The organism is Amycolatopsis sp. NPDC051128 (assembly GCF_040682715.1).
In the GTDB taxonomy this organism is placed as follows: domain Bacteria; phylum Actinomycetota; class Actinomycetes; order Mycobacteriales; family Pseudonocardiaceae; genus Amycolatopsis.
This window is the reverse complement of the sequence record NZ_JBFBBN010000026.1, coordinates 76639-101805: the sequence shown is the minus strand read 5'-3', so window position 1 is coordinate 101805 and position 25167 is coordinate 76639. Positions and strand designations below refer to the sequence as shown.

The window sequence follows — 25167 nt, the reverse complement described above, 5'->3', positions numbered from 1 at the left end:
TGGTCGGGAAGGTAGACAAGACTGCTCCGTGGGCGCAAGCGTTTGCGCAAACGCTTGCCGGAAAGGATTGGGATGCCCCAGCCGAGATCTTCGCGGCCGACCCAGCGAGACATCGCCGAGCTCGCCGGCGTCTCGATCACCACCGTCTCGCACGTGGTGAACGGGACGCGCGCGGTCGCGGAGGACACGAAGGCGGCCGTGCTGCGGGCGATCGAGGCGACCGGCTACACCGGCGACGCGATCGCCCGGTCGCTGGTCACCGGCGGGACCCGGTCGATCGGGATGGCGATCTCCCTGGTCGCCAACCCGTACTTCGCGACGCTGATGCAGGCGATCGAGCGGGAGGCGTCGGCGCACGGGTACACCGTCCTGCTGGCCGACACGCACGACACGGCGGACACGGAGCGTGACACCGTGCGGGCGCTGCGCTCCCGTCGCGTCGACGGCCTGCTGATCACCCCGGCACCCGGCGACGGCCCGGTGATCAGCGAGCTGGTGTCCCTCGACGTGCCGACGGTGCTGATCGACCGGCTGGCCACCCGCACCGACGTCGACCAGGTCGGCTCGGAGAACATCCAGGCGACGTCGGCGCTGACCGCGCACCTGGCCACGCTCGGGCACCGGCGGATCGGGATGATCAGCGGCATCCCCGGGCTGTCGACGAGCGAGGAGCGCGTGCTCGGCTACCGGCTGGGGCTCGGCCGGTCCGGCCTCACCTGGTCGTCCGACCTCGTGGCCTGCGGAAACTCCTCACGCGAGGGCGGCGCGCTGGCGTTGAGCACACTGCTGGCGCTGCCCGCGCCGCCGACGGCGCTGGTCGTCGCGAACGACAGCATGATGGTCGGGGTGCTGCACGAGGCGCGGCGGCGCGGGCTGCGGATCGGGCGCGACCTGCCGGTGGTGGTCTACGACGAAGTCGAGTGGGCGGACCTGGTCGACCCGCCGCTGACGACGATGGCGCAGCCGATCGAGGAGATCGGCCGGCAGGCGGTGCGGCTGCTGCTGGCCCGGATCAACGACCCGGCTCGCAAGGCCGAAACGGTGCGGTTGGCGCCCACTCTGCGTCACCGTGAGTCGTGCGGCTGCCCACCCGTTCACTCACCTCAGTGATTCTGGGTGCTCAGCAGCACCGCGTGGCCGTTCAGCGGATACCTTTCGGCTGAGCGTCTGCGAGGGCTTATGACCGTACTTTCGCCAGAGCTCCGGTTGTGGGACCCCCCGGTCACCTTCCGGATCGGCGTCGCGATGGGGGTACACGCGAACCCGTACTCGGGTGAGCTGCTGCGCTCGATCAGGGCGGCCGCCGCGCAGGCGGGGTGCGACGTCATGCTGTCCGACACCGAGGACACCGTCAGCGACGAAACCGCGGTGATGCACGCGCTGCGCGCGGACCTGGTGGACGGCGTGCTGCTGGTGCCCGCGCCCGGCGACGAAGCGGTGATCAACGGCCTGGTGCGGATGGGCGTGCCGACGGTGCTGGTGGACCGGGTGGCCGCCCGCAACGACGTCGACCAGGTGGGCACGGAGAACGTGCACGCGGTGGCGTCGCTGGTGAGGCACCTGACGGAGCGGCGGCACCGGAAGATCGGCTTGATCTCGGGTGACGACGGCTTGGAGGTCAGCCGCGAGCGCGTCCGCGGGTACCGGCTGGGCCTGGCACGGGCCGGGCTGCGCTGGAACCGCGAACTGGTGGAGTGCGGTTTGTCGACTTCGGGCGGCGCGGTCCGCGCGACGGCCAAGCTCCTGGACGGCTGGCCGTCGCCGACGGCGTTGGTGGTGGCGGACGAATCGATGCTGGTGGGCGTCCAGTACGAGGCCCACCGCCGGGGCATCCGGATCGGCTCGGAGCTGGCGGTGGTCGGCTACGGCGACATGGACTGGGCCCGCCGGGTGAGCCCGGCGGTGACGACACTGGCCCAGCCGGCGGCCGAGATCGGCCGCCGGGCGGTGCAGATGCTGCTGTCGAGAATGGCGGACCCGGACCGGCCGGCGGAGTCGGTCCACCTGGCACCGAAGTTCCTGCACGGCGCTTCCTGCGGCTGCTGAACTGGTGCGGTGATCCGGCTCGCGCACACCGCTGACCTCCCTTCCGCGACGCTCGTCACCGCACGCAACCTCCTGGACGACGCCTTCGACGGCGACTTCACCGACACGGACTGGGAGAACGGGCTCGGCGGGATCCACGCACTGGCCTTCGACGCCGACGGGTTGATCGGCCACGCGGCCCTGGTGCAGCGACGTCTCCTGCATGGCTCGCGCGTGCTGCGAGCCGGGTACGTCGAAGGGGTGGCCGTCCATCCGGACCACCGGCGGCGGGGTGTCGCCGGCGCGATGATGGCGTCACTGGAAGCCCTGCTGCCCGGCTACGACCTCGGGGCGTTGAGTGCCTCGGAGGAGGCGGTCGTGCTGTACGAGCGCAGGGGTTGGCAGCAGTGGCGGGGACCGACGTTCGCGCTGACGCCCACGGGTATCCAGCGCACCGCGGACGAGGACGGCGGCGTGTACGTGTTCCCGGGCAAGGCGCCGCTGGACCTCGACGGCGAGTTAACCGCCGACTGGCGGGCCGGCGACGTCTGGTGACAGTGTCGCCGCGGCTTCGAGGAGCATCCAGCCGCCCACCTGGACCGACATGTCCCGCTCCGGCGCGTCCTCCGGCAGCGGCACCCCTGGTGCCGGACGGTCCCAGTACGCGCTGAACAACGGCCCGTCGGGGGTTTCGGAAGCGCCGGACCAGCAGGCTGAGGCCGACTGAAGCACCAGAGAACGCGCCACCGCGGCCTCCGGACCCGGCAAAGCTCGTGCCGCCAACGCCAGGTACCGCGCCAGGATCGCCGCGAACAGCCCGCCGTCGCCGCCGCCTTGGCCGCGGAGCACCCCGCCGGGGGCGAGGTGTTCGGCCACCGCCCGGACCGTCCGCGCTGCTTCGTCCACTGAGGACAACTCAAGGCACGCGCCGAGGTACACCCCTTGGCAGTACGTGTAAATGTGCTTCACCAGTTCGCCCGTGCCGGCCCGGATCCCGTCCCACACGAGACCGGACGCGGGGTCGACCAACGTGGACGACATCCAGTCCGTCATCGAGCGCGCGCGAACGAGATTTCCCGACCGGGCGTGGAAGATCGCGGCCGGGCCGTTGGCCGGGGCGTTCTTGAAGTCGTCGCCTCGGCGCCACCAGATTCCGCCGCCCGCCGCCGATGTCCAGCCCGACAGCAACTGCGTGTCGATCGCCGCCAGCGCCGGGCCGGTGTCGATACCCAGCGACGAAACCCGTTGCAGCGCAAGGCCGAGCCACGCGATGTCGTCGTAGTAGTCGTTGGTCCAGCGGCCGAAGTTGCGCAGCCGCACCGAACGCACGAACGCGCGGATCAACGCGAGCCGGGCCGGCGAAGGCGCACGCAGCTGGGCATCCACCAACGTGTCCAGCAGGTGAGCCTGCCACCAGTAGTTCCAGTGCCAGTGCAGCCGCTGGCCCGCCGTCGACGGCCAGCCGCTGCGGCCGAGCACCGTGGCCGGCAGCGCCCAGACGCGACGCAGCTGCCGTACAGTCACCGCGCGTTCGGCAGCCGAGACGTCCATGTCGCGATTTTGCCTTGCCCACCGACATACCGCTCGGTATGTTGGAGGACCCGATGGCCTGCGAGGTGCCCATGACCACAGCACACGTCACCTGCCCGCTGTGTGAAGCGACCTGCGGCCTCGAGGTGACCCTCGACGAAAACCAGCAGGTCACGCGCGTGCGAGGCGACGAGAAGGACGTCTTCTCGAAGGGCTACATCTGCCCCAAGGGCGCGTCGCTCGGCGCGCTGCACCACGACCCCGACCGGCTGACCGCGCCGCTGCTCAAGCGCGACGGCGAGTTCGTCGAGGTCAGCTGGCAGGAGGCCTACGACGAGATCGCCCGGCGGCTCCCGCCGATCCTCGAGAAGCACGGCCGTGACGCCGTCGCGGTATACGCGGGCAACCCCGGCGTCCACAACATCGCGCTGACGCTCTACAGCCGCGTGCTCTACAAAGCCTTGGGCACCAAGAACTTCTACAGCGCGACCTCGGTCGACCAGATGCCGAAGCACTTCTCCTCCGGCACCCTGTTCGGCGACCCGCTCGCCATCCCCGTCCCCGACCTCGACCGGACGCGGCACCTGCTCGTCCTCGGCGCCAACCCGCTCGTCTCCAACGGCAGCCTGATGACCGCGCCGGACATCCGCGGGCGGCTGCGCGCGATCCGCGACCGCGGCGGCAAGATCGTCGTCGTCGACCCGCGCCGCACGCGCACCGCGCGGTTCGCCGACGAGCACCACGCCATCCGGCCCGGCACCGACGCGCTGCTGCTGTTCGCCCTGGTCAACGTCCTGTTCGCGGAGGACCGCGTCACGCTGGGCCGCCTCGCCGGGCACCTCAACGGCCTCGACGACGTCCGCGCGCTGGCGCAGCCGTTCACGCCGGAAGCCGTCGCGCCGCGCACCGGCATCGACGCCGCCGAAATCCGCCGGATGGCGCGCGAACTGGCCGACGCCGAAAACGCCGTGGTCTACGGCCGGATCGGCACCACCACCCAGACGTTCGGCACGGTCGCGAGCTGGCTGGTCGACGTCCTCAACGTGCTCACCGGCAACCTCGACGAGCCGGGCGGCGCGATGTTCCCGCTGGCGGCGTGCCAGCCCACCGGGAACCGGCGGCCGTTCGCGGTCGGGCGCTGGCGCAGCCGCGTGCGCGGCTACCCCGAGGTCGTCGGCGAACTGCCGGTCGCGACGCTCGCCGACGAGATCGAAACCCCGGGCGACGGCCAGGTCCGCGCGCTGATCACCGTCAGCGGCAACCCCTGCCTGAGCACGCCGAACGCCGGACGGCTGGCCGCGGCGCTGGAGAACCTCGACTTCATGATCTCCGTCGACGTCTACCTCAACGAGACGTCGCGCCAGGCCGACGTCATCCTGCCCGGCCCGTCGCCGCTCGAGCGCCCGCACTTCGACCTGGCGTTCTACCAGCTCTCGATCCGCAACGTCGCCAACTGGACGCCCGCGACGCTGCCGTCGGAGCTGCCGCAGGAGTGGGAGACCATGCTGCGGCTCACCGGCATCGTCACCGGCCAGGGCCCCGAGGCGGACGTCGCGGCGCTGGACGACTTCGTCGCCGCCGAGACCGCGCGCCGGAACCAGCTGGAGGTCAGCGTCGCCGGAGACCGCACCGGACCTGCCCGGCTGGTCGACCTGCTGCTGCGCGCCGGCCCCTACGACGTCACGCTGGCCGACCTCGAAGCCGCGCCGCACGGGCTGGACTTCGGGCCGTTGAAGCCGCGGATCCCCGAGGTGCTGTGCACCGCGTCCGGCCGGATCGAGCTGGCGCCCGCGCCGGTCGTCGCCGACGTCCCGCGGCTGCGTGACGAACTCGCGAAGGCGCCCGACGACGGACTCGTGCTGATCGGGCGACGGCACCTGAGCTCGAACAACTCGTGGATGCACAACCTGGAACCGCTCGTCCGCGGCGGCAACCGGTGCACCGTGCAGGTGCACCCCGCCGACGCGACGCGCCTCGGCCTCACCGACGGCGGGCTCGCGTCGGTGACCTCGCGCGCCGGCAAGCTCGAGGTGCCGGTGGAGGTGACCGACGAGGTCCGGCCGGGCGTGATCAGCATCCCGCACGGCTGGGGTCACGACGTCGACGGCTCGCGGATGCGGGTGGCGCACGCGAACCCCGGGGTCAACTCGAACCTGGTCGCCGACGAGACGCTGCTGGACGTTCCGTCCGGAACGTCCGTGCTGAACGGAATTCCGGTCGAGGTCGCCCCGGCCTGACGCTTGACACCGGTGTGGGCGCTGACGCATTCTCGGCTCCGATGTTGACGTAAACATCGATCTTCACCCGCGCGCCCCTCGGACATCGGAGTTCGTATGAAGCGCTTTGGCACCCGCATCTGGCTACGCGCCGCGATGACCGCGGCACTCACTGTCCCCCTGCTCGCCGTTCCGCACAGCGCCACCGCCGCCACGAACGCGTTCCGCGGCGTCAACTGGGCGGACGCCCGCGACAACTACGTGGACGGCTGGGTGATCCCGACCGGCCTCACCGCCGGGGACAGCTACGACAGCGTCCGCACCAAGGCGGACGGCATCATCACCGGTTTCCAGCAGAAACTGGGCGCGAACACCGTGCGGCTGCCGATCAACCCGCAGAGCGTCAACTCGGACTGGTGGGGGCGGTACAAGGGCGCCGCCGACTCGGCCCTCTCCCATGGCATGAAGGTCATCTTCGGCTATTGGGAAGCGAACAAGGACGGCTTCGTCGACGACGGAGGCGCCTGGAACACCATGTGGGACAAGGTGACCGCCGACTACGGCGGCAACGGCAACGTGTACTTCGAGCCGATGAACGAGCCGTTCGGCTACAGCCTGAACTCCTGGGTGTCGCTCTGCTCGACCTGGCTGTCCCGGCACTCGAACATCCCCCGCGGCCGGGTCCTGATCAGCGGCACCGGCTACAACGACAACGTCACCGGCGTCGGCGCGGCGAGCGCGTTGAACGGCACGCTGCTTTCGCTGCACTTCTACGGCTTCTGGGCCTCGGACACGACCCGCTCGGCGTGGACCACGAACCTCAGCAACCGGCTCGGGTCGTACTCGTCCCGCACCATCATCGACGAGGCAGGCGCCCCGATGACGACCGGTTTGGACTACTCCGCCGGGCACCAGGACGGCAACAACTTCACCGCGTACTTCGCCGCCACCACCGACCTGACCAGGTCCCGGCAGATGGGCGTCGTCTACTGGCCCGGCCTGCGCTCGGGCGACACGTATTCGATCACGCGGCAGACCGGCGGCGGGCTCGCGGTGAACAACGCGACGGGCGTCGCCCAGCTGCGATGGGGCTGGGGCCTGTAGTCACCAGGCGCGGCCGAGATCGGCGTGCTGCCGGATCCAGGCGTGCATGACGATCCCGGCCGCGACACCCGCGTTGATCGAGCGGGTCGTGCCGAACTGCGCGATCGACACGACCAGCGACGCGGCCGACTGCGCGACTTCGGACAGGCCCGGGCCTTCCTGGCCGAACAGCAGCACGCACTCGCGCGGGATCTCGGCCGTCTCCACCGGCCGGGCTCCCGGCGTGTTGTCCACCGCGACGACGGCCAGGCTCTGCTCCACGGCGAACGCCACCAGGCCTTCGACGTCGTCGTGGTGCCGGAGGTGCTGGTAGCGGTCGGTCACCATGGCCCCGCGCCGGTTCCAGCGGCGGCGGCCGACGATGTGCACCTCGGCGGCGGCGAACGCGTTGGCCGTGCGGACCACGGTGCCGATGTTGTGGTCGTGCTGGAAGTTCTCGATCGCGACGTGGAACGGATGCCGCCGACTGTCCACATCGGACACGATCGCCTCGCGGCGCCAGTAGCGGTAGGCGTCGACGACGTTGCGGCGGTCGCCGTCCCGCAGCAGCTCCGGGTCGTACCGCTCGTCCGACGGCCAGTCACCCGGCCACGGGCCGACGCCGACCTCTTCGCGGGCCACCCACTCGGTGGGTCCAGGCTGCGACATCCGGGGCTCCGCCCCGGGCCGGGGGCTCCGCCACCCGGACCCCCGAAAGGTTTGCGGTGTGCTCACACCGACGATTGTCGCCTAGCCGAGGCGGACCCGGTGCGCCCGGGCGTCCTCGCTGTGGTCGCGGTGGCGCCAGCGGTGGTACACGCCGACGTAGGAGTACACGACCACCACGATCGCGGCGATGCCGATCGCCGGCAGCCACGACTGCGGGAACACCGTGCCGTAGAGGTAGTAGGCGTTGAACCCGCCGGGCAGGTCGCCGAGGCCCTGCTGGTGCCGGAAGTAGTTCTCCAGCGCGGTGAACGGGCACGGCACTGGCGCCACGTTGACCAGGATGCCCCAGACCACCGCGAGCATGTGGACGAAGATCAGCTTCGGCCACCGCCACGCGAGGAAGCCACCCAAGCCGATGAGCACGAGAGCCAGGATGTGCACCACGACGGTGACCTCGGCCAGGAACTTCGCCATCGCACCCCCCTCCACCGATCCCCCTACCAGCGACTTTACTCCGGTGATCGGATCAGGCCGCCCTCAAGAGTGCCCCGGTGTGTGATGTTTAACCCCACCGGAGCAACCCGTTCACCTGGGCGGTGACGGAGGCGTTACGCCCGGTGGAAATTCCGGTGGGCGCTTCGCGGGGTACTGCGTCGGCTCCTCGTGCGGGTACTGGTCCGGCGCGCCGTCCGGTTTCTTCCGGTTCGGGTCGCGCGGACGGCGCGGTTCCGGCGGCTCGCCAGGCTTCGACGGCTCGTCCATGCTTCGACGGTACGCCCGGGGACCGCGCGCGGTCCCCGGATTTCGCCATCAGCCGATCGGTCAGTCCAGGCCGAGGTCGTCCTTGCCGAGGATGTACCGGTACTCCAGGCCTTCCTTCTCGATGGCTTCGCGCGCCCCGGTGTCGCGGTCGACGACCGTGACGACGCCGACGACGTCCGCGCCCGCTTCACGCAGCGCCGCCACCGCCGTGAGGACGCTGCCGCCGGTCGTGGAGGTGTCCTCGACGGCCAGCACGCGCTGGCCGCGGACCTCCATGCCCTCGATGCGCCGCTGCAGACCGTGTTCCTTGGTCGACTTCCGGACGACGAACGCGTCCAGCACGACCCCGTCGGTCGCCGCGGAGTGCAGCATCGCCAGCGCGACCGGGTCGGCGCCGAGCGTCAGACCGCCGGCGGCCACGTAGTCCCAGTCCGCGGTGAGCTGCCGCAGCAGCTTGCCGATCAGCGGCGCGGCCGCGTGGTGCAGCGTCGCCCGCCGGAGATCGATGTAGTAGTCGGCTTCCTTGCCGGAGGCCAGTGTCACTTTTCCGTGCACCACGGAAAGATCGGTGACCAGCCTGGCCAGTTCGAGTTTCGCCGCTTGATCCAACCCGGGGTTCGCCACGGCCGAGAGTCTTACACACGCGGCGCCTCACTCCCCGATCGATGTGGCGTCCACCGCACGCCCGCGCGTCGCGGCCCAGGCCGGAACGAGGATCGCCGCCAGCGAGAGCATCACGGCGATGGCGAGCACCGTCAGGTAGATCGCCACCGGCCCCGACGGCAGCAGGGAACCGGTCACCACCAGGCAGAACGGGACGATCGCGCCCGCCGCGACGAGCGTCCCGAGCAGCACCGCGATGGCCGCGATCAGCCCGCCTTCGACGCCGGCCATGCGCAGCACCTGGCCGCGGGTGAACCCGCCCAGCCGTTGCAGCCCGAACTCCCGGCGCCGCTTCGCGGTCGCCATCACCAGTGTGTTGACCACGGAAATCACCGTGTACGCGATGATCATCCCGACAAGCAGGTAGTTGACCCAGGCGCCGATCTCGTTGCCCTTCGCGTGCGCCGCGATCAGCGCGTCCCGGTCGCCGATCCGCACCGGCATCCCGGCTGTCGCTTCGCGTAGCCGCGAAGTCAGCGTCGCCGTGTCGACGCCGGGAGCGGCCCGCACCAGCAACTGCGGGACGAGCCCGATCGTCGTGTGCGGAGCCAGCAGCTCGGCGGGCAGCACGAGCCGTTCGAACCCGGCGCGCTGACTCACGACGGCGGTCACCCGCACCTCCACCGGCGTGCCGTCGCCGAGCCGCAGCGACAGCGTGTCCCCGACGTGGCGGCCGAGCTTCTCCGGCACCGCGACGGCGTTCCCGGTCAGCTCGCTGACGCCGAGCGCGGGCCAGCCGTCCTTGTCCTGGTTCGACTCGTACGGCTTCTCGACGAACACCGTGCTCGTGACGTACTCCGAAGCCTCGGCCACCCCCGGGGTCGCCAGCACCCGTCCGCGCACCGACGGGTCGAGCCCGTTCGGCGCGCCGACGACCGCGTCGGCACGCAGGTCTTCGGTGTACGCCTGGTTCGAGACGGCTTCCTGGGTGGTCTGCAGGTAGATGTTGGCGGTCGCGATGCCGACCGCGAGCATGATCGGGGTGACCGCGCCCGCCGTCCGCACCGCACCGACGCGGGTGTTGAGCAGCGCGACCCGCCCGGTGACGCCGCTGACCAGGCGCACCGGCCCGCTCAGGAGCATCGCCATCAGCTTCGTCACGCCAGGACTGATCGCCGCGAGGCCGAACGCCCACAGCATCACCGCCGGGCCGGCCGTGCTGGCCGCGACCGGGCCGGCCATCACGGCGACCGTGACGATGGCCAGTGCCGTCCCGCCCGCGAAGCACAGGATCGCGGTGATCAGCCGGATCGGCGTCAGCCAGCGCCGTTCGACGGCGGCTTCGGCGAGCGCCTCGGTCGGGCGGACCCGCGAAGCGCGTCGACCTGCGACGAAGGAGGCGGCCACGACGGCGAGCAGCGACGCGCCCGCGGCGACCGTCGCCGGGAGCCAGCCCTGCTCGAACCGCAGCACGTCCGGAACGACGTGCGCGGCCGCGAGCCGGCCGAACAGCCACTGCCCGAGCACCGGGCCGAGCACGACCGCGACACCGACCGCGAGCAGCCCGACGACGAGAGCCTCCCCGAGCACCATCCGCCGCAGCTGACGCGGAGTCGTGCCGATCGCCCGCAGCAGCGCGAGTTCGCGCTGGCGCTGCTGGGTGGACAGCGTGAGCGTGCCGGCGACGACGAACACCATGACCATCGCCGACAGCCCACCGGAGACGGCGGCCAGCACGATCAGGTCCTCGCCGCTCCGGCCGGCCTCGGGGAACTCGAGGACGCCGCGATCGGTACCGGTCGTCACGACACCGGCGTCCCCGACGACCGCCGACACCGCGGCGACGTCGCCGCCGAACACGCCGATGGTGTCGAAGCGGCCCGGATGCCCGGACAACCGCGAAGCGTCCGAAGGCGCGAAGAACAGGGCCGAATCCCGCATCGCCTGCGGGGCCTCGGCGATCCCGGCGATGCGGTACTGGCCGGCGATCCCGTGCGCGGCGACCGGCAGCACCCCGCCGACTGTCAGCCCGGCGGCCCGCGCCAACGCGGCGTCGACGACGACCTCGCCCGGTTTCGGCGCCTGGCCGCTCAACGCGTACGGCGTCAGCACGGCGGAATCCCAGGCGTGCCCGAGTGCGCTCGCGGCGCCGATCTGCGCCGGGAAGCTGACCTCGCCGACCACGCCCGTGACGCCGGGGACGGCGCGCAGGCGGTCGGCCAGTGCCGCGTCCAGCCGGACGCGCTCGGGCAGGGTCGCGTTGTCGAACTTGTGCTTGTCCTCGGGAGCGAGGGTCGCCGGGTCGTCCTCCGGCAGCTTGAGCGTCTGCTGCCCGCCGACGACGATCGGCGCCGCGGCCAGCCGCTGCACCGGCGTCTCGGACCGGATGCCGGTCTCCATCAGGCCACCGCACGCCGAGACGATCAGCGCGCCGAAGAACACGGCGACGAACGTCGCCAGGAAGGCGCCCTTGCGCAGGCGAAGGGTCCGCAGTGCCAGCATGAACATCAGATCCGCACCGCCAGCCGGTCCCAGGCACCCAGGTGGGTCATCCGCTCGGCGACGGTTTCCGCGGTCGGCCGCGCGAGCCGCCCGGCGATCCGGCCGTCGGCCAGGAACACGACGTCGTCGGCGTAGGACGCGGCGACCGGGTCGTGCGTCACCATGATCACCGTCTGAGCCGACGCCCGCACGGACTCGCGCAGCAGGCCGAGCACGTCGGCGGCGGTCCGGGTGTCGAGCGCGCCGGTCGGCTCGTCGGCGAACAGCACAGCGGGGTCGGTGACCAGGGCGCGCGCGATCGCGACGCGCTGCTGCTGCCCGCCGGACAGCTGCCCGGGCAGGTGCTTGCGGCGTCCGTCGAGCCCGACGTGCGCGAGGATCCGCGAGACGAGCCGCTTGTCCGGGCGCTGCCCGGCCAGCTGCCGGGGCAGCACGACGTTCTGCTCGACCGTCAGCGCCGGGAGCAGGTTGAACGCCTGGAACACGAACCCGACGCGGTCGCGCCGCAGCTTCGTCAGGTAGGTCTCGCTCTTGCCGTCGAGGTCCTGGCCGTCGAGCACGACGCGGCCCGACGTCGGGCGGTCGAGGCCCGCCGCGCAGTGCAGGAAGGTGCTCTTGCCCGAACCGGACGGGCCCATCACCGCGGTGAAGCCGCCGCGCGGGAACGAGATCGAGACCCCGTCCAGCGCGACCACGCCGTCGCCGTACTCCTTGCGCACGGCCTCGAGCCGAACCGCCTCAGTCGTCATGGCCGAAACGCTATGGGGCCGCGGCTGTCAGCACATTGAGGAGCGCATCCCCTTACGAGGTGGGGTATACCCCACCTCAGGTGCGGCCGCGGCCGCCGCTGATGCGCCGCAGCACCGCGCGCGGCAGCAGGCCGCCGATCGCGACGACGGCCTTGTACTGCAGGCTCGGCACGGAGATCACCTTGCCGCGACGCAGGTCCGCCAGTGCCTCGTTGACCACCTGTTCGACACCCAGCCAGGCGATTTTCGGGCCGGGTTTGCCGATGCCGGCCCGCTCGTGGAACTCGGTCGCGGTGAAGCCGGGGCACAGCGCCATCATCCGGACGCCCTTCGGCAGCGACACGGCGATGCCTTCGGTGAACGACGTGACCCAGTTCTTGCTGGCCGTGTACGTCGAGCCGCGGCCGCTGAAGAAGCCCGCGACGCTGCTGACCTGGATGACGTCGCCGTGGCCGCGTTCGATCATGCCGGGCAGCACCGCCCGGGTCAGCCGCAGCACCGCGGTGACGTTGACGTCGAGCTGACGCTGCAGCGCGTCCGGCGGGATCGTCCAGAAGTCGCCGCTCAACCCGAAGCCGGCGTTGTTCACCAGCAGGTCGACCGGCCCGGCGGCGAGGCGCTCCTCGACGGCGGCCCGTCCGTCCACTTCGGACAAGTCCGCGGGGAGCACTTCGACGGCGACGCCGTGGCGTTCGCGCAGCTCGGCGGCGTACGCCTCCAGCCGCGCGGCGTCACGGGCGACGAGCACCAGGTCGTACTTCTCGGCGGCGAGCGTGCGCGCAAACTGCGCCCCGATGCCCGCGGTGGCTCCGGTGATCACGGCGGTGTGCGGTCCGGGACTTCGCCCCGGGCCGGGGGTGGTGGTCATGTGAGTGAACGATACTCGCTGGTCAGGGCCGGACATGCGGGGCGATTCGGCGGGAAGTATCGTCCCGGCGCATGGGTAAGCACAACAGGCGCCTGAGCGGCTATCTGCCCAAGGTCGCTGTCGGCGCGGCACCCGTCGCGCTCCTCCTCGCGGCCCCGGCGACCGCACTCGCGACCCAGACCGACCTGACCCTGCCGCTCGACCGGATCGCGCTCCCGGTGGACCACCGGAGCGACGGCAGGCTCGACCGCGACGTCTCGGCCGCGACCGAGAACGAGACGTCGGCGGCGCGCGAGACCGTGGCCGCGACCCGCCACGACGTCGTGGCGAAGGAAGTCGCCGGCGCGGTGCTCGTCGACGACGTCGCGGAGTCCGCGACCGTCCGCCGCGAAGTGCGGCAGACCGCGACGACGGCTTCGACGCGGGAGTCCGAGTCCCTCGTCCGCTCCGGCCAGCACACCCTGCGGTTCGGCGACCTGCACGCGACCACCGCGAACAACCAGCGGGCCGGCCGGCGCGCCGGGCAGGCCGTGTCGCTCGCACCCGGTCTGCCCGACTTCAGCGAGCACCGGGTCGGCGCGGGCGAAGGCGCCGGCCACGGCGTCTGGCTCGCGGACGGCGTGGACGTGCTGAGCCAGAACGCGGAGCACGCCGACACCGGGCTGCGCGGCTCCTTCGCCGGAGACCTCCAGGGCGCGGTTTCCGCCCGCCGGTTGTCCGGGCAGGCCGTCGACCTCGGGGAGCTGGGCGCGCTCGGCACGACGTCCGAGCAACACGCGACCGGCCAGTTCTCCGGCGTCCTCGACCTGGGGCAGAAGCACGAACTGGGTGGTCAGCTGGGCCCGGCCGCGGGTCTGGTGCGGACGACACAGGCTCTCGGCCCGGCCAGGCCGGCGGGCACGATCAGCGGCGACCTCGGCGTCGACCACGTCGTCCAGGTCGAAGGCGGCACGACGTCGGTGCGCGGCACGCTCGACCAGCACCAGTGGGCGTCGGTGCGAGTGCTCGACCAGCCGGTGCTCGCGCTCTAGCCTCAGTCCTGCTTCGCCCCCGGCGGGGGGTCCGCGGGCGGCTCCTGGACCGGTGTCCCGGCGGCCGGGGTGCCCGGGCTCGCTCCGACGGCCGGGATCGGGGCGCTCGCCTGGGGGCGGCCCGCGTCGTAGTCCTCGTCGAACGGGTCGACGATGTCCGCGATCTCGCCGAGATCGCGGAGCAGCCGCTCGAGCCGCGACGGCCCGGCCGTCGGGACGACGCTGGCGAGCACCCACTCGTTCTCCAGCCAGGCCACGCCGACGTCGCCGCCGAGCTGGTCCGCGGCGTCGACCAGCTCCTGGGTGATCACCACGCGGGCGCCTTCGGCGTCGTCCGCGAAGGCGTAGCGCGAGCCGATCGGGCCGAGCATCTCCGGCATGTCCGTGCGCTGGAACGGCACGCTCGACAGCCACATCTCGATCGGGATCCGGTGCTTCTTGTTGCAGCGCACCGCGACGACGACCGCCGGGATCTGGCCCTCGGACTCGATGTCGAAGATGAACACCGGGCGGCGGCCGTCGGAGGTGAAGGTCGAGCCCGCGACGACGTTGACGGCGGCGTCCGCGCCGAAGTAGCCGATCGCCCCGCCGGACCACTGCTGCGGCAGCCGCTCGTCCTCCTCGACGAACTGCCAGCCGCGCAACTGTGCCCAGCGCATTCGCTCGCGGTTGCGCGAGCCCTCCTTCGCCCGGTCGGCCGCGAGCAGCCCCAGCCCCGCCACCAGCGCGACGGCGGCGATGACGAACCAGATCCACGCCGGAATACCCACGATCGTCAGGGTATCGCCTGCTACGCCGAAGAGATGATCGCCGGTACCCGTGTCGCCGCGCCCGTTCGGACCATTTCCGCGGGAAAACGTCGACAAATCGCCACAAGACGCCACTGTGGACGCCCGTGGACCGCCGCGAAGGGCACCCTCGCGGACCTTGAGGGTGCCCTTCACGGCAATCGGCGGCTCAGACGCGGGTGACGGTCAGCGCGTCGCCCGCTTCCAATTCCGGGATGTCGACGCGCACGGTGTCGCCGTCCCGGATCTCACCCGCCAGCAGCTGCTTCGCCAGCTTGTCGCCGATCGCCGACTGGACCAGCCGCCGCAGCGGGCGGGCGCCGTAGATCGGGTCGAAGCCGTTGAGCGCGAGCCACTCGCGGGCGCCTTCGGTGACCTCCAGGTGCAGGCGGCGCTGTGCCAGCCGCGAAGCCAGCCGGGCCACCTGAATGTCCACAATGGACGTCAGCTGCTCGGTGCCGAGCGAGTGGAACACGACGATGTCGTCGAGCCGGTTGAGGAACTCCGGCTTGAACTGCCGCTGCACGACCGAGAGCACCGCGTCCCGCCGCTGCCGCTCGTCGAGCGACGGGTCGGCGATGGCCTGCGAGCCGAGGTTCGACGTCAGGATCAGGATGGTGTTCCGGAAGTCCACCGTCCGGCCCTGCCCATCGGTCAGCCGCCCGTCGTCGAGGACCTGCAGCAGCACGTCGAAGACGTCCGGGTGGGCCTTCTCGACCTCGTCGAGCAGCACCACCGAGTACGGCCGGCGCCGGACGGCCTCGGTCAGCTGCCCGCCCTGGTCGTAGCCGACGTAGCCCGGCGGCGCCCCGACCAGGCGCGCCACCGAGTGCTTCTCGGAGTACTCGCTCATGTCGATGCGCTGCATCGCGCGCTCGTCGTCGAACAGGAACTCGGCCAGCGCCTTGGCCAGCTCGGTCTTGCCGACGCCGGTCGGGCCGAGGAACAGGAACGAGCCGGTGGGGCGGTCGGGGTCGGCGACGCCGGCCCGGCTGCGGCGCACCGCGTCCGCCACGACCTGCACGGCCTCCCGCTGCCCGATGACCCGCCTGGTCAGCTCCTCCTCCATCCGGAGCAGCTTGCCGGTCTCGCCCTCCAGCAGCCGGCCGGCCGGGATGCCGGTCCACGCGCTGACGACGTCGGCGACGTCGTCCGCGCCGACCTCTTCCTTGAGCATCATGTTCTGCTGGCTGGCCTCGTTCGCCGCGGTGGCCGCTTCGAACTCCTTCTCCAGCGCGGGGATCCGGCCGTAGCGCAGCTCGGCCGCCTTGCCGAGATCGCCGTCGCGCTCGGCGCGCTCCGACTCGCCGCGCAGCTGCTCGAGCTGCTCCTTGAGCTCGCGGACGCGCTCGATGGAGCCCTTCTCGTTCTGCCAGCGCGCGGTGAGCGCGGTCAGCGTCTCGCGCTTCTCGGCCAGCTCGGCGCGCAACGCGTTGAGGCGCTCCTTCGAAGCGGCGTCGCTCTCCTTGGCGAGCGCCATCTCCTCGATCTCCAGGCGGCGCACGGCGCGTTCGACCTCGTCGATCTCCACCGGCCGCGAGTCGATCTCCATGCGGAGCTTGGACGCAGCCTCGTCGACCAGGTCGATGGCCTTGTCCGGCAGGAAGCGCGCGGTGATGTAGCGGTCGGACAGCGTCGAGGCGGCGACGAGGGCGGCGTCGGTGATCCGGACACCGTGGTGCACCTCGTAGCGCTCCTTCAGCCCGCGCAGGATCGCGATGGTGTCCTCCGGCGACGGCTCGCCGACGAGCACCTGCTGGAACCGGCGTTCCAGGGCGGCGTCCTTCTCGATGTGCTGGCGGTACTCGTCGAGGGTGGTCGCGCCGACCATGCGCAGCTCGCCGCGGGCGAGCATCGGCTTGATCATGTTGCCCGCGTCCATCGCGCCCTCACCGGTCGCGCCGGCGCCGACGATCGTGTGCAGCTCGTCGATGAAGGTGACGACCTCGCCCGCGGAGTCGGTGATCTCCTTGAGCACGGCCTTCAGCCGCTCCTCGAACTCGCCGCGGAACTTCGCGCCGGCCACCATCGACCCGAGATCGAGGGCGACGACGCGCTTGCCGCGCAGCGATTCCGGCACGTCACCGGCGACGATGCGCTGGGCCAGACCCTCGACGATGGCCGTCTTGCCGACGCCCGGCTCGCCGATCAGGACCGGGTTGTTCTTCGTACGCCGCGACAGCACCTGCACGACGCGGCGGATCTCGGTGTCCCGGCCGATGACCGGGTCGAGCTCGCCGGCGCGGGCGCGCGCGGTGAGGTCGACGCCGTACTTCTCGAGCGCCTTGAAGGTGCTCTCCGGGTCGGCGCTGGTGATCCGGGCGGAGCCGCGGACCTTGGCGAACGCCTCCTGCAGCGCGTCCGGCGTCGCGCCGTGGCGCTTGAGCAGGTCGGCGACCTGGCCGCCCTCGGTCGCGAGCCCGACGAGCAGGTGCTCGGTCGAGACGTACTCGTCGCCCAGCTCGGTGGCCAGCTTCTGGGCGCGCGTCAGCGACTTGACGGCGAAGGCGTCGAACTGCGGGCTCGACACCGTCGCGCCGGTCGCGGACGGCAGCGCCGCGATGAGGGGCTCCAGCTCCTTGTGCACCACCCCCGGGTCGGCCCCGACCGCGGTCAGCAGCGGCGCGGTGAGCCCCTCACCCTGCGCCAGCAGGGCGCCCAGCAGGTGCGCGGCCGCGACGTGCGGATTGCCCGCCATCGTGGCCGCCTGCGCCGCCGAGGAGATCGCCTGCTGGGTCTTCGTGGTCGGGTTGAATGCGTCCATCCCTCACCTCATGCTCGGTACTGCGACTGAAAACGCCAGGTGACAGGGCCTGACCGTGGCCCGTCACCATCCATAACGCACGAAAACTTGAGTCTGTTCCGCTCAACTCTGACCGGGTGCGACGGCCCTCGCCGGCAGCCGCGAACCCAGCGTGCCCAGCCCGGCCACGGCAAGACCGGCACAACTCCCGACCAGTACCCAGGGTAACCAGTCCGCCACGGAGAACAACGCCACCACGGCCGGCGCGATCACCTGCGCCACGGTGAACGCGTACTGATAGGCAGCGAGATAACGGCCACGGGCGACCGGAGGTGCCGCGGCCTCGGCCAGTGCCCCCGATCGCGGGCCGAAGACCAGGTCACCGGCGGCGAACACCAGTGTCGACGCCAGCAGGTAGGCCACGCGCCAGCTGTCCGGGACGAGCAGCACGCCGAGGCTGACCAGGCACCACGCGGCGAACAACGCCGAGCCGGCCCGCATCGCGGCGATCCGGCTCAGCCGCGCGGTGAGCCGCAGCGCGAGCGTGCCGCCGAGGCTGGTCAGCACGGTCAGCAGGGCGAGGATCGCGCCCGGCAGCCAGGCCGGGCCGCGCAGCCGGTCGAGCACGAACACCGGCATGCCGATCAGGAAGAAGTCGAGCGAGAGCCCGAAGAGTCCGCTGAAGAGGATCAACGCGAGGTACGGCCGGTTGCGCAGCACCCGGATGGACCGTTCGCCGTGCTCCCGGTGCGGACGGGCGAGGTGGACGAAGAAGGCGAGGATCGACGCGGCCACGAAGAACGTCACCGCGTCCGCGGCGAGCGCGATGCGGTACCCGATGGCGCCGAGCCAGGTCAGCAGCGCGCCCGCCGCGAGACCGCCGAGACCGAAGGAGGCGGCCCGCACCATCCCCACTTCGGCGAACGGCCGATCTTTGGGGACGTCGCCGGCGACGTCCGCGATCAGCACGAACAAGGAGCTGTAGAACAACTGCTGACCGGCGGTGAACAGGACCGTGGCGGCCACCACCGGACCCGCGCTGCCGGCGAAGAGGTAAGCGCCCGTGCCCGCCGCCTGCAGCAGCTGGGCGACGATCACCACGGCCCGCGGCCCGACGCGGTCCACGAGCCGGCCGGCCAGCGGCGGTATGACGAGGCCGCCGGCCGCGCCGAGAGTGACGGCGGTGCCCGCCACGGCCAACGGCAGACCGACCACCTGGGTGACGTAGACCAGTGCCAACGGGAGGAACAGACCTGAGCCGAAGTTGTCGATCCCCAGCGCGCACAGCAGTGCGGTGCGGCAACGCGTCACCTCCCGACGTTAACCCTGCCGAACACCGGGAAGTCAGGACCGAAAGGAGACAATCTGCCCCGCGAAAGACCACTTCGGGTGGTGCTTCGTCAACGCGGTGTCACTTGGTCGTGTCGGCCAGGCAGGCGTCGCTGCCGAGGGCGCGGCGGAGGTCGGCGTTCATCTCCGCGAGCCGCCCGGTGAGGTCGGTGACGCGCTCGTCGTCCCAGCCGCCGAGCGCCTTCTCCATGAACTCGAGGTAGTTGGCGCGCCAGCGCGCGAGCTCGGCGCGGCCCTTCTCGGACACGCTCACCAGGGACGCCCGGCCGTCCTCGGGCGCGGGACGGCGGTCGACCAGCCCCGCGGCGGAGAGCTGGGTGATCTGCCTGCTCACGACCGACAGGTCCACGAACCGGCGTTTGGCCAGTTCGGACGGCCTGGCCTCGCCGTTCTTCGCGAGGTCCGACAGCAGCATCGCGGCCGCGGGGTGCAGCCCCGGTTCGCTCTGCCAGGCCTGCATGATCCAGGCGTGCTGGAGCTGGGACGCGGCCTTCAGCTCACGCATGAGCTCGACCCGGACGTCGTCCTCGGTGTCGTCGAAGCCCATCGGAACCTCCCGGCGCCCTTAGTTGTGCAATACAAGTTTATTGCCGGACGCTTGCCATGGGCAACCATCGCCCCGGTGAGGTCGCCCACGCCGTGACCGGGGCGAATACACCCGGTCGGAGCAACAATGCGAGCAAAAGGCCGCCCGGCGGCTACCCTGCGGACGGGCCGTGCGAGCGGCGCGATCGAGTGACGAGGTGGAAACAGTGGCGATGGATCCAGGAGGCGGCCGTGAGCGGCGGCATCCGATCACGCGCCGCCGTCCCCGGGCCCGGGCCGGCGGTGCATGATCCGGTGCCACCGCTCACCCGTCCCCAAGCTGCGTCTTCTGGGGCCGAGCCCCAGACCCCGGCCCCGGGGCACGCCCCCCTGGACCCCCCGAAAGCAGTAGTCATCCACCCATGACAGCCGACTCCGTCAGCCCGCTCCCCAGGTCATCGGCGCCGCGCGAAGCCCCCGCCGCCGTGACCGCGATGGTCCGGCTCATCCGGGACAGCTGGGCGAAGGCCGAGCCGTACATCGCGGACATCTCGCAGTTCTTCTACGGGATGCTGTTCACCCTCGCCCCGACCACGCGCGACTTCTTCCCGATCAACATGGAGATCCAGCGCGGCAGGCTGGTACGCGCGCTGGTGCACATCGTGCAGATGGTGGACCGGCCCGACGATCTCGCGCCGTTCCTGCAGCAGCTGGGCCGCGACCACCGCAAGTTCGGCGTCGTCCCGCGCCACTACGAGGCGGTCGGCACCGCGCTGCTGGCCTCGCTGAAGAACCACCTCGGCCGGGAGTGGACGCCGGAGGTCGAACGGGCCTGGGCCGAGGCGTTCACCATCGCCGCGCGGGCCATGCAGGACGCGGCCGCGGCCGACCAGAACCCGCCGTCGTGGCAGGCCACCGTGGTCGAGCACCGGCGGCTGACCTGGGACCTCGCCTTGGTGCGGCTGACCCCCGACCAGCCCGTTCCCTACCACCCCGGCCAGTACGTGAGCGTCGAAGTACCGCAGCGGCCGCGGCTGTGGCGCTACCTCTCACCCGCGAACGCGCCGCGTGAGGACGGCGGAATCGAGTTCCACGTCCGCGCGATCGACGGCGGCTGGGTCTCCCGCGCCATCGTCAGCCACACCCAGCCCGGCGACGTCTGGCGGCTCGGCCCGCCACTCGGCCGGATGACGGTCGACCGGGAGCGGTCGCGGGGTGTGCTGATGGTCGCCGGCGGCACCGGGATCGCGCCGCTGCGGTCGATCCTCGACCACCTCGCACTGTGGGGCGAAAACCCGAAGGTGCGCCTGTTCTACGGTGGGCCGAGCCGGGAGGACCTCTACGACCTGGACGAACTGCGCGCGCTCGCGACCATCAACCCCTGGCTGACCATCACGCCGGTGGTGGAGCACGGCGGCGAGGTCCCCGGGTTCGAGCAGGGCACGCTGGCCGAGGCGGTCACGCGGTACGGCGCCTGGCCGAACCACGACATCCTCGTGTCCGGCTCACCGGCGATGATCCGCGCGACGGTGTCGCGCATGCTGGTGGCGGGCAGCGCGCTGGACCAGATCCAGTACGACCCGTTCACGATCGACTAGGCGCGTTTCCCGCCAATAACTCGCCACACCTGACAAATCATGTGCTGATCGTTTTTACTCAGTGCCAGATCGGGTTGACTTGGCGTGGCGAAATTGCTCCGATCGAGCGGGAACGCGCGGAATCACGCGCATCTGCACGGGAATAGGCCTACAGTCGGGACGTCTCGGGGGCGGCACCGCTACAGCGTTGCCGCGTGGACGGCACAAAAAGCCTTCGCACGACTGGAGAATACCGTTCCCGATGAGTGCTGAATCCGTGAAGATCTCCGCGCTGCCCCCGACCGTTCCCGTTTCGGCCGTGGAAGGTAGCGAGATGGCCCGGCTGATTCGTGAAAGCTTTGCCGCGATCGAGCCGAAAGCCGACGAACTGGCGCAGTACTTCTACGGCGCGTTGTTCGTGGTCGCGCCGGATTGCCGCGCCCTGTTCCCGATCGCCATGACGACCCAGCGGAACAGGCTGCTGCGCGCGCTCGTGTACGTCGTGCAGATGGTGGACCGGCCCGACGACCTCGCGCCGTTCCTGCGGCAGCTGGGCCGCGACCACCGCAAGTTCGCCGTCGTCGCCCGCCACTACGACGCCGTCGGCGTCGCGCTGATCGAGGCGCTGAAACGGTTCCTCAAGGAGAAGTGGACCCACGAGGTCGAGTCCGCGTGGACCGCGGCGTACGGGCTGATCGCCAAGACCATGCGCGAGGCCGCCCAGGCGGAGACCGAGCCGGCGGCGTGGACGGCGACCGTGATCGAGCACCGCAGGCTCACCCGCGACGTCGCGCTGGTGAAGGTGCGGACCGACGGCCTCCTGCCGTACCGCGCCGGCGGCTACGTCAGCGTGGAAGTGCCGCAGCGACCCCGGTTCTGGCGGTACCTCTCCCCGGCGAACGCGCCGCGCGGCGACGGCCAGCTCACCTTCCACGTGCGCGCGGTGCCCGGCGGCTGGGTCAGCGGCAGCATCGTCAGCCACACCAGGCCGGGCGATGTCTGGCGCATCGGGCCGTCGATGGGGATGCTGAACGTGCGGCCGACCAGTGCGAGGCGGCGGCTGCTCATGATCGGCGGCGGCACCGGGATCACGCCGTTGCTGGCGATCCTCGACGACCTCTCGCACTGGAAGCGGAATCCGCCGGTGCACCTGTTTTTCGGTGGCCGAAGACCGGATGACCTGTACGCGCTGGACGACCTGCACCGGCTGGCCATGGCGTCCAGCTGGCTGACGGTCACCCCGGTCACCGAAGAGGGCGCGCTGGCCGGCGGCGATCGCGGCACGCTCGCCCACGCGGTGACCCAGCGCGGCACGTGGCGGAACCACGAAGTGCTCGTTTCCGGATCGCCGCCGATGATCCAGGCGACCATCGCGAAACTGCTGGCCGGCGGGGTCGAACTGGAACGAATATCCTACGACCCGTTCACGATCGACTGAGCCTTTTTGCCTGAATGGACTGAGGAACTCTCAGCGTCTCGCGCGGAATCGGCAGGTTCTCGCGGACCTCGTTCTTCGGCGAGCGCCTGCGGCAGCCGGCCCGACCTTCGCACTGAGCCGAGTGGAGCAGTGAAATCGTCGAACGGCGGTAGTTCGTTGACCGTCGCGCCCTCATCGCCGTATGGTCTAGACCACATCTTCCCGGATGTGTTCGTTCGCCCTCTCTCCGGAACAACGGTGTTCCCCCTCGAGGAGCCGAAATGACCTGGAAACGCAAGCTCTTCGCGGCCGCGGCCGGTGTCGTCCTCGCCCCGCTGCTGGTCGTCGTCCTCCCCGCCACCACCGCGAGCGCCCACGGGTACGTCTCGGACCCGCCCAGCCGGCAGGCCAACTGCGCGGCCGGGAAGGTCTCGGGCTGCGGCGCCATCGTCTACGAACCCCAGAGCGTCGAAGGTCCCAAGGGCCTGCGCAGCTGCAACGCCGGCTTGGACCGGTTCGCCGAGCTCGCCGACGAATCGAAGCCGTGGCCCGCGAAGTCCGTCGGCACGACGGTGACGTTCAACTGGGTGTTCACCGCCCGGCACTCCACATCGAACTACGAGTACTACGTCGGCAACACCCGCGTCGCGGTGTTCAGCGGCAACAACCAGCAACCACCGGCGACGGTGTCGCACCCGGTGAACCTGGCCGGCTACTCGGGCCGGGTGAAGGTCCTCGCCATCTGGAACATCGCGGACACCACGAACGCCTTCTACAGCTGCGTCGACCTCCAGATCGGTGGCGGCGGCACGCCACCGACGACCACACCGCCCCCGACGACGACCAAGCCGCCCACCACGACCCCGCCCCCGACGACCAAGCCGCCTTCGGGTGGCACCTGGTCGGCAGGCACGGCGTACAAGGTCGGTGACGTCGTCACCTACGGCGGCGCGAGCTACCGCTGTCTCCAGTCGCACACGGCCATCGCGGACTGGGAGCCGCCGAACACCCCGGCGCTCTGGCAGCGCCAGTGAGGCCTGACTCGCTCGCGGCTACCCGTTGACGAGAGAAGGCCTCCCCGGTCGCCCGGGGAGGCCTTCTCCGCTCAGGTGGTCAGCGGCGCTTGGGGCGCCAGACCACCAGGGCCGTCTGCTGGTTGAGCGGCACGAGGTCCCGGCGGTACGACGCGTGCGCCGCCGCCGCGGCCTGTTCCGCGGCCACGTACGCCGCGGCCAGTTCCTCGGTCAGCTCCGCGAGCCGGGCCCGGAGCGCATCGACCTGGTTCTCCAGCTCGATGATGCGCTTGATCCCGGCCAGGTTGACACCATCCTCCTGCGACAGCCGCTGGACCTCGCGCAGCAGCGCGATGTCCCGCATCGAGTAGCGCCGCCCACCCCCGGCGGTGCGGCCCGGTGACACCAGGCCCTGCCGGTCGTAGGTGCGCAACGTCTGCGCGTGCATCCCGGCGAGCTGGGCCGCCACCGAGATGACGAACACCGGGGTCTCCTCGTCGCCCTCCGGGGGAATCCCGCCGAACATCCCACTCACCTACCTTGGAGCAGCTCGGTGATCTCCGGCCGGGGGTCGTGCCCGGCCATCGCCTCGGCGTACGCCTGCAGTGCCTCGCGCGCCTTGTCGTCCAGTTTGGCGGGAATCGCCGCCTGGAGGGTGACGAGCAGGTCGCCCTGCGCGCCATCGCGCTTGGCGATGCCCTTGCCGCGCACGCGCAGCACCCGTCCGCTCGCGGTGCCCGGCGGCACCTTGAGCGAGACCTTGCCTTCGAGCGTCGGCACCGTGATCGTGGTGCCGAGCGTCAGTTCGGTGAAGTCCACCGGGACGGTGATCGTCAGGTCGAGCCCCTTGCGGCCGAACAACGCGTGCGGGGCCACGTGCACCCGGACGTACAGGTCGCCCGCCTGCGCGCCACCCCGGCCCGGCTCGCCCTGGCCGGCCAGCCGGATCCGCTGGTCGTCGTCGACGCCCGGCGGGATCCGGACGGTCAGCGTGCGGGTCCGCGTGCTGACGCCTTCGCCCCCGCACTCCGGGCACGGGTCGTCGATGATCGACCCGCGGCCGCGGCAGTCGCGGCACGGCTCCGAGAACGCGAACGCGCCCTGGCTCCGGCTGACCAGACCCGACCCGGAACAGGTCGGGCAGGTCCGCGGCGAGGTGCCCGGCCGCGCGCCGTTGCCGGCGCACGACCCGCAGGTCGCCGGGCTCGACAGCCGCAGCGGCAGGGTCGCGCCCTTGACCGCCTCGGTGAAGTCGATCCGGACGTCCGTCTCGACGTCGGCTCCGCGCTGCGGCCGGTTCGCCGTGGCGCCCGCCGCCCCGCGGCCCCGGCCGAACAGCCCGCCGAGGATGTCGCCGAGCCCGCCGAAGCCGCCCTGCTGGCCGGCGCCGGCCTGGCCGAAGATGTCGCCCACGTCGAAGCTGCCGGAACCGCTGGCGCCACCGGGGAAGTTGAACCCGCCCCCGCCGCCGAACAGCCGCCGCGCCTCGTCGTACTCCTTGCGCTTGGCCGGGTCGGACAACACGCCGTAGGCCTCGGAGACGGCCTTGAACTTCTGCTCCGCCTGCGCGTTGCCGGAGTTCGCGTCCGGGTGGTTCTCCTTGGCCAGCTTCCGGTAGGCCTTCTTGATCTCGTCCGCGGTGGCGTCGGAGGAGACGCCCAGTTCACGGTAGAAGTCCTTACCGATCCATTCCCGTGCACTCATCGGGCGTCTCCT

Annotated in this window: 22 protein-coding genes; 9 read left to right on the top strand and 13 right to left on the bottom strand. The window is 71.3% G+C overall.

Annotated features, from left to right (window positions below):
- The first annotated feature begins 72 nt into the window (after positions 1–72).
- From AB0M82_RS25315 to AB0M82_RS25305, 3 genes are all read left to right on the top strand, one after another.
- Positions 73–1110: a LacI family DNA-binding transcriptional regulator gene (locus AB0M82_RS25315; RefSeq protein WP_364726410.1), complete on the top strand. Its 1038-nt coding sequence runs from the start codon at positions 73–75 to the stop codon at positions 1108–1110.
- 69 nt (positions 1111–1179) lie between these two features.
- Positions 1180–2046: a substrate-binding domain-containing protein gene (locus tag AB0M82_RS25310; RefSeq protein ID WP_364726407.1), complete on the top strand. Its 867-nt coding sequence runs from the start codon at positions 1180–1182 to the stop codon at positions 2044–2046.
- Positions 2047–2055: 9 nt separating this feature from the next.
- Positions 2056–2580 carry a GNAT family N-acetyltransferase gene (locus AB0M82_RS25305; RefSeq protein WP_364726404.1) on the top strand — a complete coding sequence of 175 codons (525 nt, stop codon included), beginning with the start codon at positions 2056–2058 and terminating at the stop codon, positions 2578–2580.
- On the opposite strand, the gene AB0M82_RS25300 is transcribed toward AB0M82_RS25305, so the two are convergent.
- Complete coding sequence (locus tag AB0M82_RS25300) at positions 2545–3576, bottom strand: glycoside hydrolase family 76 protein (protein ID WP_364726401.1); 1032 nt, start codon at positions 3574–3576, stop codon at positions 2545–2547. The genes AB0M82_RS25305 and AB0M82_RS25300 overlap by 36 nt on opposite strands.
- A gap of 71 nt (positions 3577–3647) precedes the next feature.
- On the opposite strand from AB0M82_RS25300, the gene AB0M82_RS25295 reads away from it, so the two are divergent.
- Positions 3648–5792, top strand: coding sequence for a molybdopterin-dependent oxidoreductase (locus AB0M82_RS25295; RefSeq protein WP_364726399.1), 2145 nt, complete (start codon positions 3648–3650; stop codon positions 5790–5792).
- 96 nt (positions 5793–5888) lie between these two features.
- Positions 5889–6875, top strand: coding sequence for a cellulase family glycosylhydrolase (locus AB0M82_RS25290; RefSeq protein WP_364726396.1), 987 nt, complete (start codon positions 5889–5891; stop codon positions 6873–6875).
- Here the strand turns inward: AB0M82_RS25290 and AB0M82_RS25285 are convergent, their stop codons facing one another.
- From AB0M82_RS25285 to AB0M82_RS25260, 6 genes are all read right to left on the bottom strand, one after another.
- Positions 6876–7523: an RNA methyltransferase gene (locus AB0M82_RS25285; protein ID WP_364726393.1), complete on the bottom strand. Its 648-nt coding sequence runs from the start codon at positions 7521–7523 to the stop codon at positions 6876–6878.
- 81 nt (positions 7524–7604) lie between these two features.
- Complete coding sequence (locus AB0M82_RS25280) at positions 7605–7997, bottom strand: DUF2784 domain-containing protein (RefSeq protein ID WP_364726391.1); 393 nt, start codon at positions 7995–7997, stop codon at positions 7605–7607.
- Positions 7998–8345: 348 nt separating this feature from the next.
- Entirely contained in the window at positions 8346–8909 is a 564-nt protein-coding gene (gene pyrE, locus AB0M82_RS25275; protein ID WP_364726388.1) for an orotate phosphoribosyltransferase, read from the bottom strand.
- A gap of 27 nt (positions 8910–8936) precedes the next feature.
- A complete protein-coding gene (locus AB0M82_RS25270; protein WP_364726385.1) occupies positions 8937–11396 on the bottom strand; it encodes an FtsX-like permease family protein in 2460 nt (819 codons plus the stop codon).
- Positions 11396–12139: an ABC transporter ATP-binding protein gene (locus AB0M82_RS25265; protein WP_364726382.1), complete on the bottom strand. Its 744-nt coding sequence runs from the start codon at positions 12137–12139 to the stop codon at positions 11396–11398. Before AB0M82_RS25265 ends, AB0M82_RS25270 begins: the two co-directional genes overlap by 1 nt.
- A gap of 76 nt (positions 12140–12215) precedes the next feature.
- Positions 12216–13007: an SDR family oxidoreductase gene (locus tag AB0M82_RS25260; protein WP_364726380.1), complete on the bottom strand. Its 792-nt coding sequence runs from the start codon at positions 13005–13007 to the stop codon at positions 12216–12218.
- Between the two features lie 71 nt (positions 13008–13078).
- Between AB0M82_RS25260 and AB0M82_RS25255 the strand changes: the two genes are divergently transcribed.
- Entirely contained in the window at positions 13079–14038 is a 960-nt protein-coding gene (locus AB0M82_RS25255) for a hypothetical protein (RefSeq protein WP_364726377.1), read from the top strand.
- Positions 14039–14040: 2 nt separating this feature from the next.
- Here the strand turns inward: AB0M82_RS25255 and AB0M82_RS25250 are convergent, their stop codons facing one another.
- The 4 genes from AB0M82_RS25250 to AB0M82_RS25235 form a co-directional block, all read right to left on the bottom strand.
- Positions 14041–14808, bottom strand: coding sequence for a hypothetical protein (locus AB0M82_RS25250; RefSeq protein WP_364726374.1), 768 nt, complete (start codon positions 14806–14808; stop codon positions 14041–14043).
- A gap of 187 nt (positions 14809–14995) precedes the next feature.
- Positions 14996–17590, bottom strand: a complete 2595-nt coding sequence (clpB, locus tag AB0M82_RS25245; RefSeq protein ID WP_364726371.1) for an ATP-dependent chaperone ClpB — start codon at positions 17588–17590, stop codon at positions 14996–14998.
- A 102-nt stretch (positions 17591–17692) separates the two neighbouring features.
- Positions 17693–18880, bottom strand: a complete 1188-nt coding sequence (locus tag AB0M82_RS25240; RefSeq protein ID WP_364726368.1) for an MFS transporter — start codon at positions 18878–18880, stop codon at positions 17693–17695.
- A gap of 100 nt (positions 18881–18980) precedes the next feature.
- Entirely contained in the window at positions 18981–19466 is a 486-nt protein-coding gene (locus AB0M82_RS25235) for a MarR family winged helix-turn-helix transcriptional regulator (RefSeq protein WP_364726367.1), read from the bottom strand.
- 400 nt (positions 19467–19866) lie between these two features.
- Here AB0M82_RS25235 and AB0M82_RS25230 point away from each other — a divergent pair, with 400 nt between their 5' ends.
- The 3 genes from AB0M82_RS25230 to AB0M82_RS25220 all read left to right on the top strand — a co-directional run bounded on the left by AB0M82_RS25230 (position 19867) and on the right by AB0M82_RS25220 (position 23472).
- Positions 19867–21042, top strand: coding sequence for a globin domain-containing protein (locus AB0M82_RS25230; protein ID WP_364726364.1), 1176 nt, complete (start codon positions 19867–19869; stop codon positions 21040–21042).
- Between the two features lie 313 nt (positions 21043–21355).
- Positions 21356–22459 (top strand): globin domain-containing protein, encoded by a 1104-nt coding sequence (locus AB0M82_RS25225; protein WP_364726486.1) that lies wholly within the window; start codon positions 21356–21358, stop codon positions 22457–22459.
- A 260-nt stretch (positions 22460–22719) separates the two neighbouring features.
- Positions 22720–23472: a lytic polysaccharide monooxygenase gene (locus AB0M82_RS25220; RefSeq protein ID WP_364726361.1), complete on the top strand. Its 753-nt coding sequence runs from the start codon at positions 22720–22722 to the stop codon at positions 23470–23472.
- Between the two features lie 79 nt (positions 23473–23551).
- Here the strand turns inward: AB0M82_RS25220 and AB0M82_RS25215 are convergent, their stop codons facing one another.
- Complete coding sequence (locus tag AB0M82_RS25215; RefSeq protein WP_364726358.1) at positions 23552–23977, bottom strand: helix-turn-helix transcriptional regulator; 426 nt, start codon at positions 23975–23977, stop codon at positions 23552–23554.
- Between the two features lie 5 nt (positions 23978–23982).
- Positions 23983–25155, bottom strand: coding sequence for a molecular chaperone DnaJ (gene dnaJ / locus AB0M82_RS25210; protein WP_364726356.1), 1173 nt, complete (start codon positions 25153–25155; stop codon positions 23983–23985).
- Positions 25156–25167: the final 12 nt, after the last annotated feature.

Coding starts and splice junctions, on each gene's coding strand:
- AB0M82_RS25315 (WP_364726410.1), top strand. CDS start 73: ATGCCCCAGCCGAGATCTTCGCGGCCGACCCAGCGAGACATCGCCGAG.
- AB0M82_RS25310 (WP_364726407.1), top strand. CDS start 1,180: ATGACCGTACTTTCGCCAGAGCTCCGGTTGTGGGACCCCCCGGTCACC.
- AB0M82_RS25300 (WP_364726401.1), bottom strand. CDS start 3,576: ATGGACGTCTCGGCTGCCGAACGCGCGGTGACTGTACGGCAGCTGCGT.
- AB0M82_RS25295 (WP_364726399.1), top strand. CDS start 3,648: ATGACCACAGCACACGTCACCTGCCCGCTGTGTGAAGCGACCTGCGGC.
- AB0M82_RS25290 (WP_364726396.1), top strand. CDS start 5,889: ATGAAGCGCTTTGGCACCCGCATCTGGCTACGCGCCGCGATGACCGCG.
- AB0M82_RS25285 (WP_364726393.1), bottom strand. CDS start 7,523: ATGTCGCAGCCTGGACCCACCGAGTGGGTGGCCCGCGAAGAGGTCGGC.
- AB0M82_RS25280 (WP_364726391.1), bottom strand. CDS start 7,997: ATGGCGAAGTTCCTGGCCGAGGTCACCGTCGTGGTGCACATCCTGGCT.
- AB0M82_RS25270 (WP_364726385.1), bottom strand. CDS start 11,396: ATGTTCATGCTGGCACTGCGGACCCTTCGCCTGCGCAAGGGCGCCTTC.
- AB0M82_RS25265 (WP_364726382.1), bottom strand. CDS start 12,139: ATGACGACTGAGGCGGTTCGGCTCGAGGCCGTGCGCAAGGAGTACGGC.
- AB0M82_RS25260 (WP_364726380.1), bottom strand. CDS start 13,007: ATGACCACCACCCCCGGCCCGGGGCGAAGTCCCGGACCGCACACCGCC.
- AB0M82_RS25255 (WP_364726377.1), top strand. CDS start 13,079: ATGGGTAAGCACAACAGGCGCCTGAGCGGCTATCTGCCCAAGGTCGCT.
- clpB (WP_364726371.1), bottom strand. CDS start 17,590: ATGGACGCATTCAACCCGACCACGAAGACCCAGCAGGCGATCTCCTCG.
- AB0M82_RS25235 (WP_364726367.1), bottom strand. CDS start 19,466: ATGGGCTTCGACGACACCGAGGACGACGTCCGGGTCGAGCTCATGCGT.
- AB0M82_RS25230 (WP_364726364.1), top strand. CDS start 19,867: ATGACAGCCGACTCCGTCAGCCCGCTCCCCAGGTCATCGGCGCCGCGC.
- AB0M82_RS25225 (WP_364726486.1), top strand. CDS start 21,356: ATGGCCCGGCTGATTCGTGAAAGCTTTGCCGCGATCGAGCCGAAAGCC.
- AB0M82_RS25220 (WP_364726361.1), top strand. CDS start 22,720: ATGACCTGGAAACGCAAGCTCTTCGCGGCCGCGGCCGGTGTCGTCCTC.
- AB0M82_RS25215 (WP_364726358.1), bottom strand. CDS start 23,977: ATGTTCGGCGGGATTCCCCCGGAGGGCGACGAGGAGACCCCGGTGTTC.
- dnaJ (WP_364726356.1), bottom strand. CDS start 25,155: ATGAGTGCACGGGAATGGATCGGTAAGGACTTCTACCGTGAACTGGGC.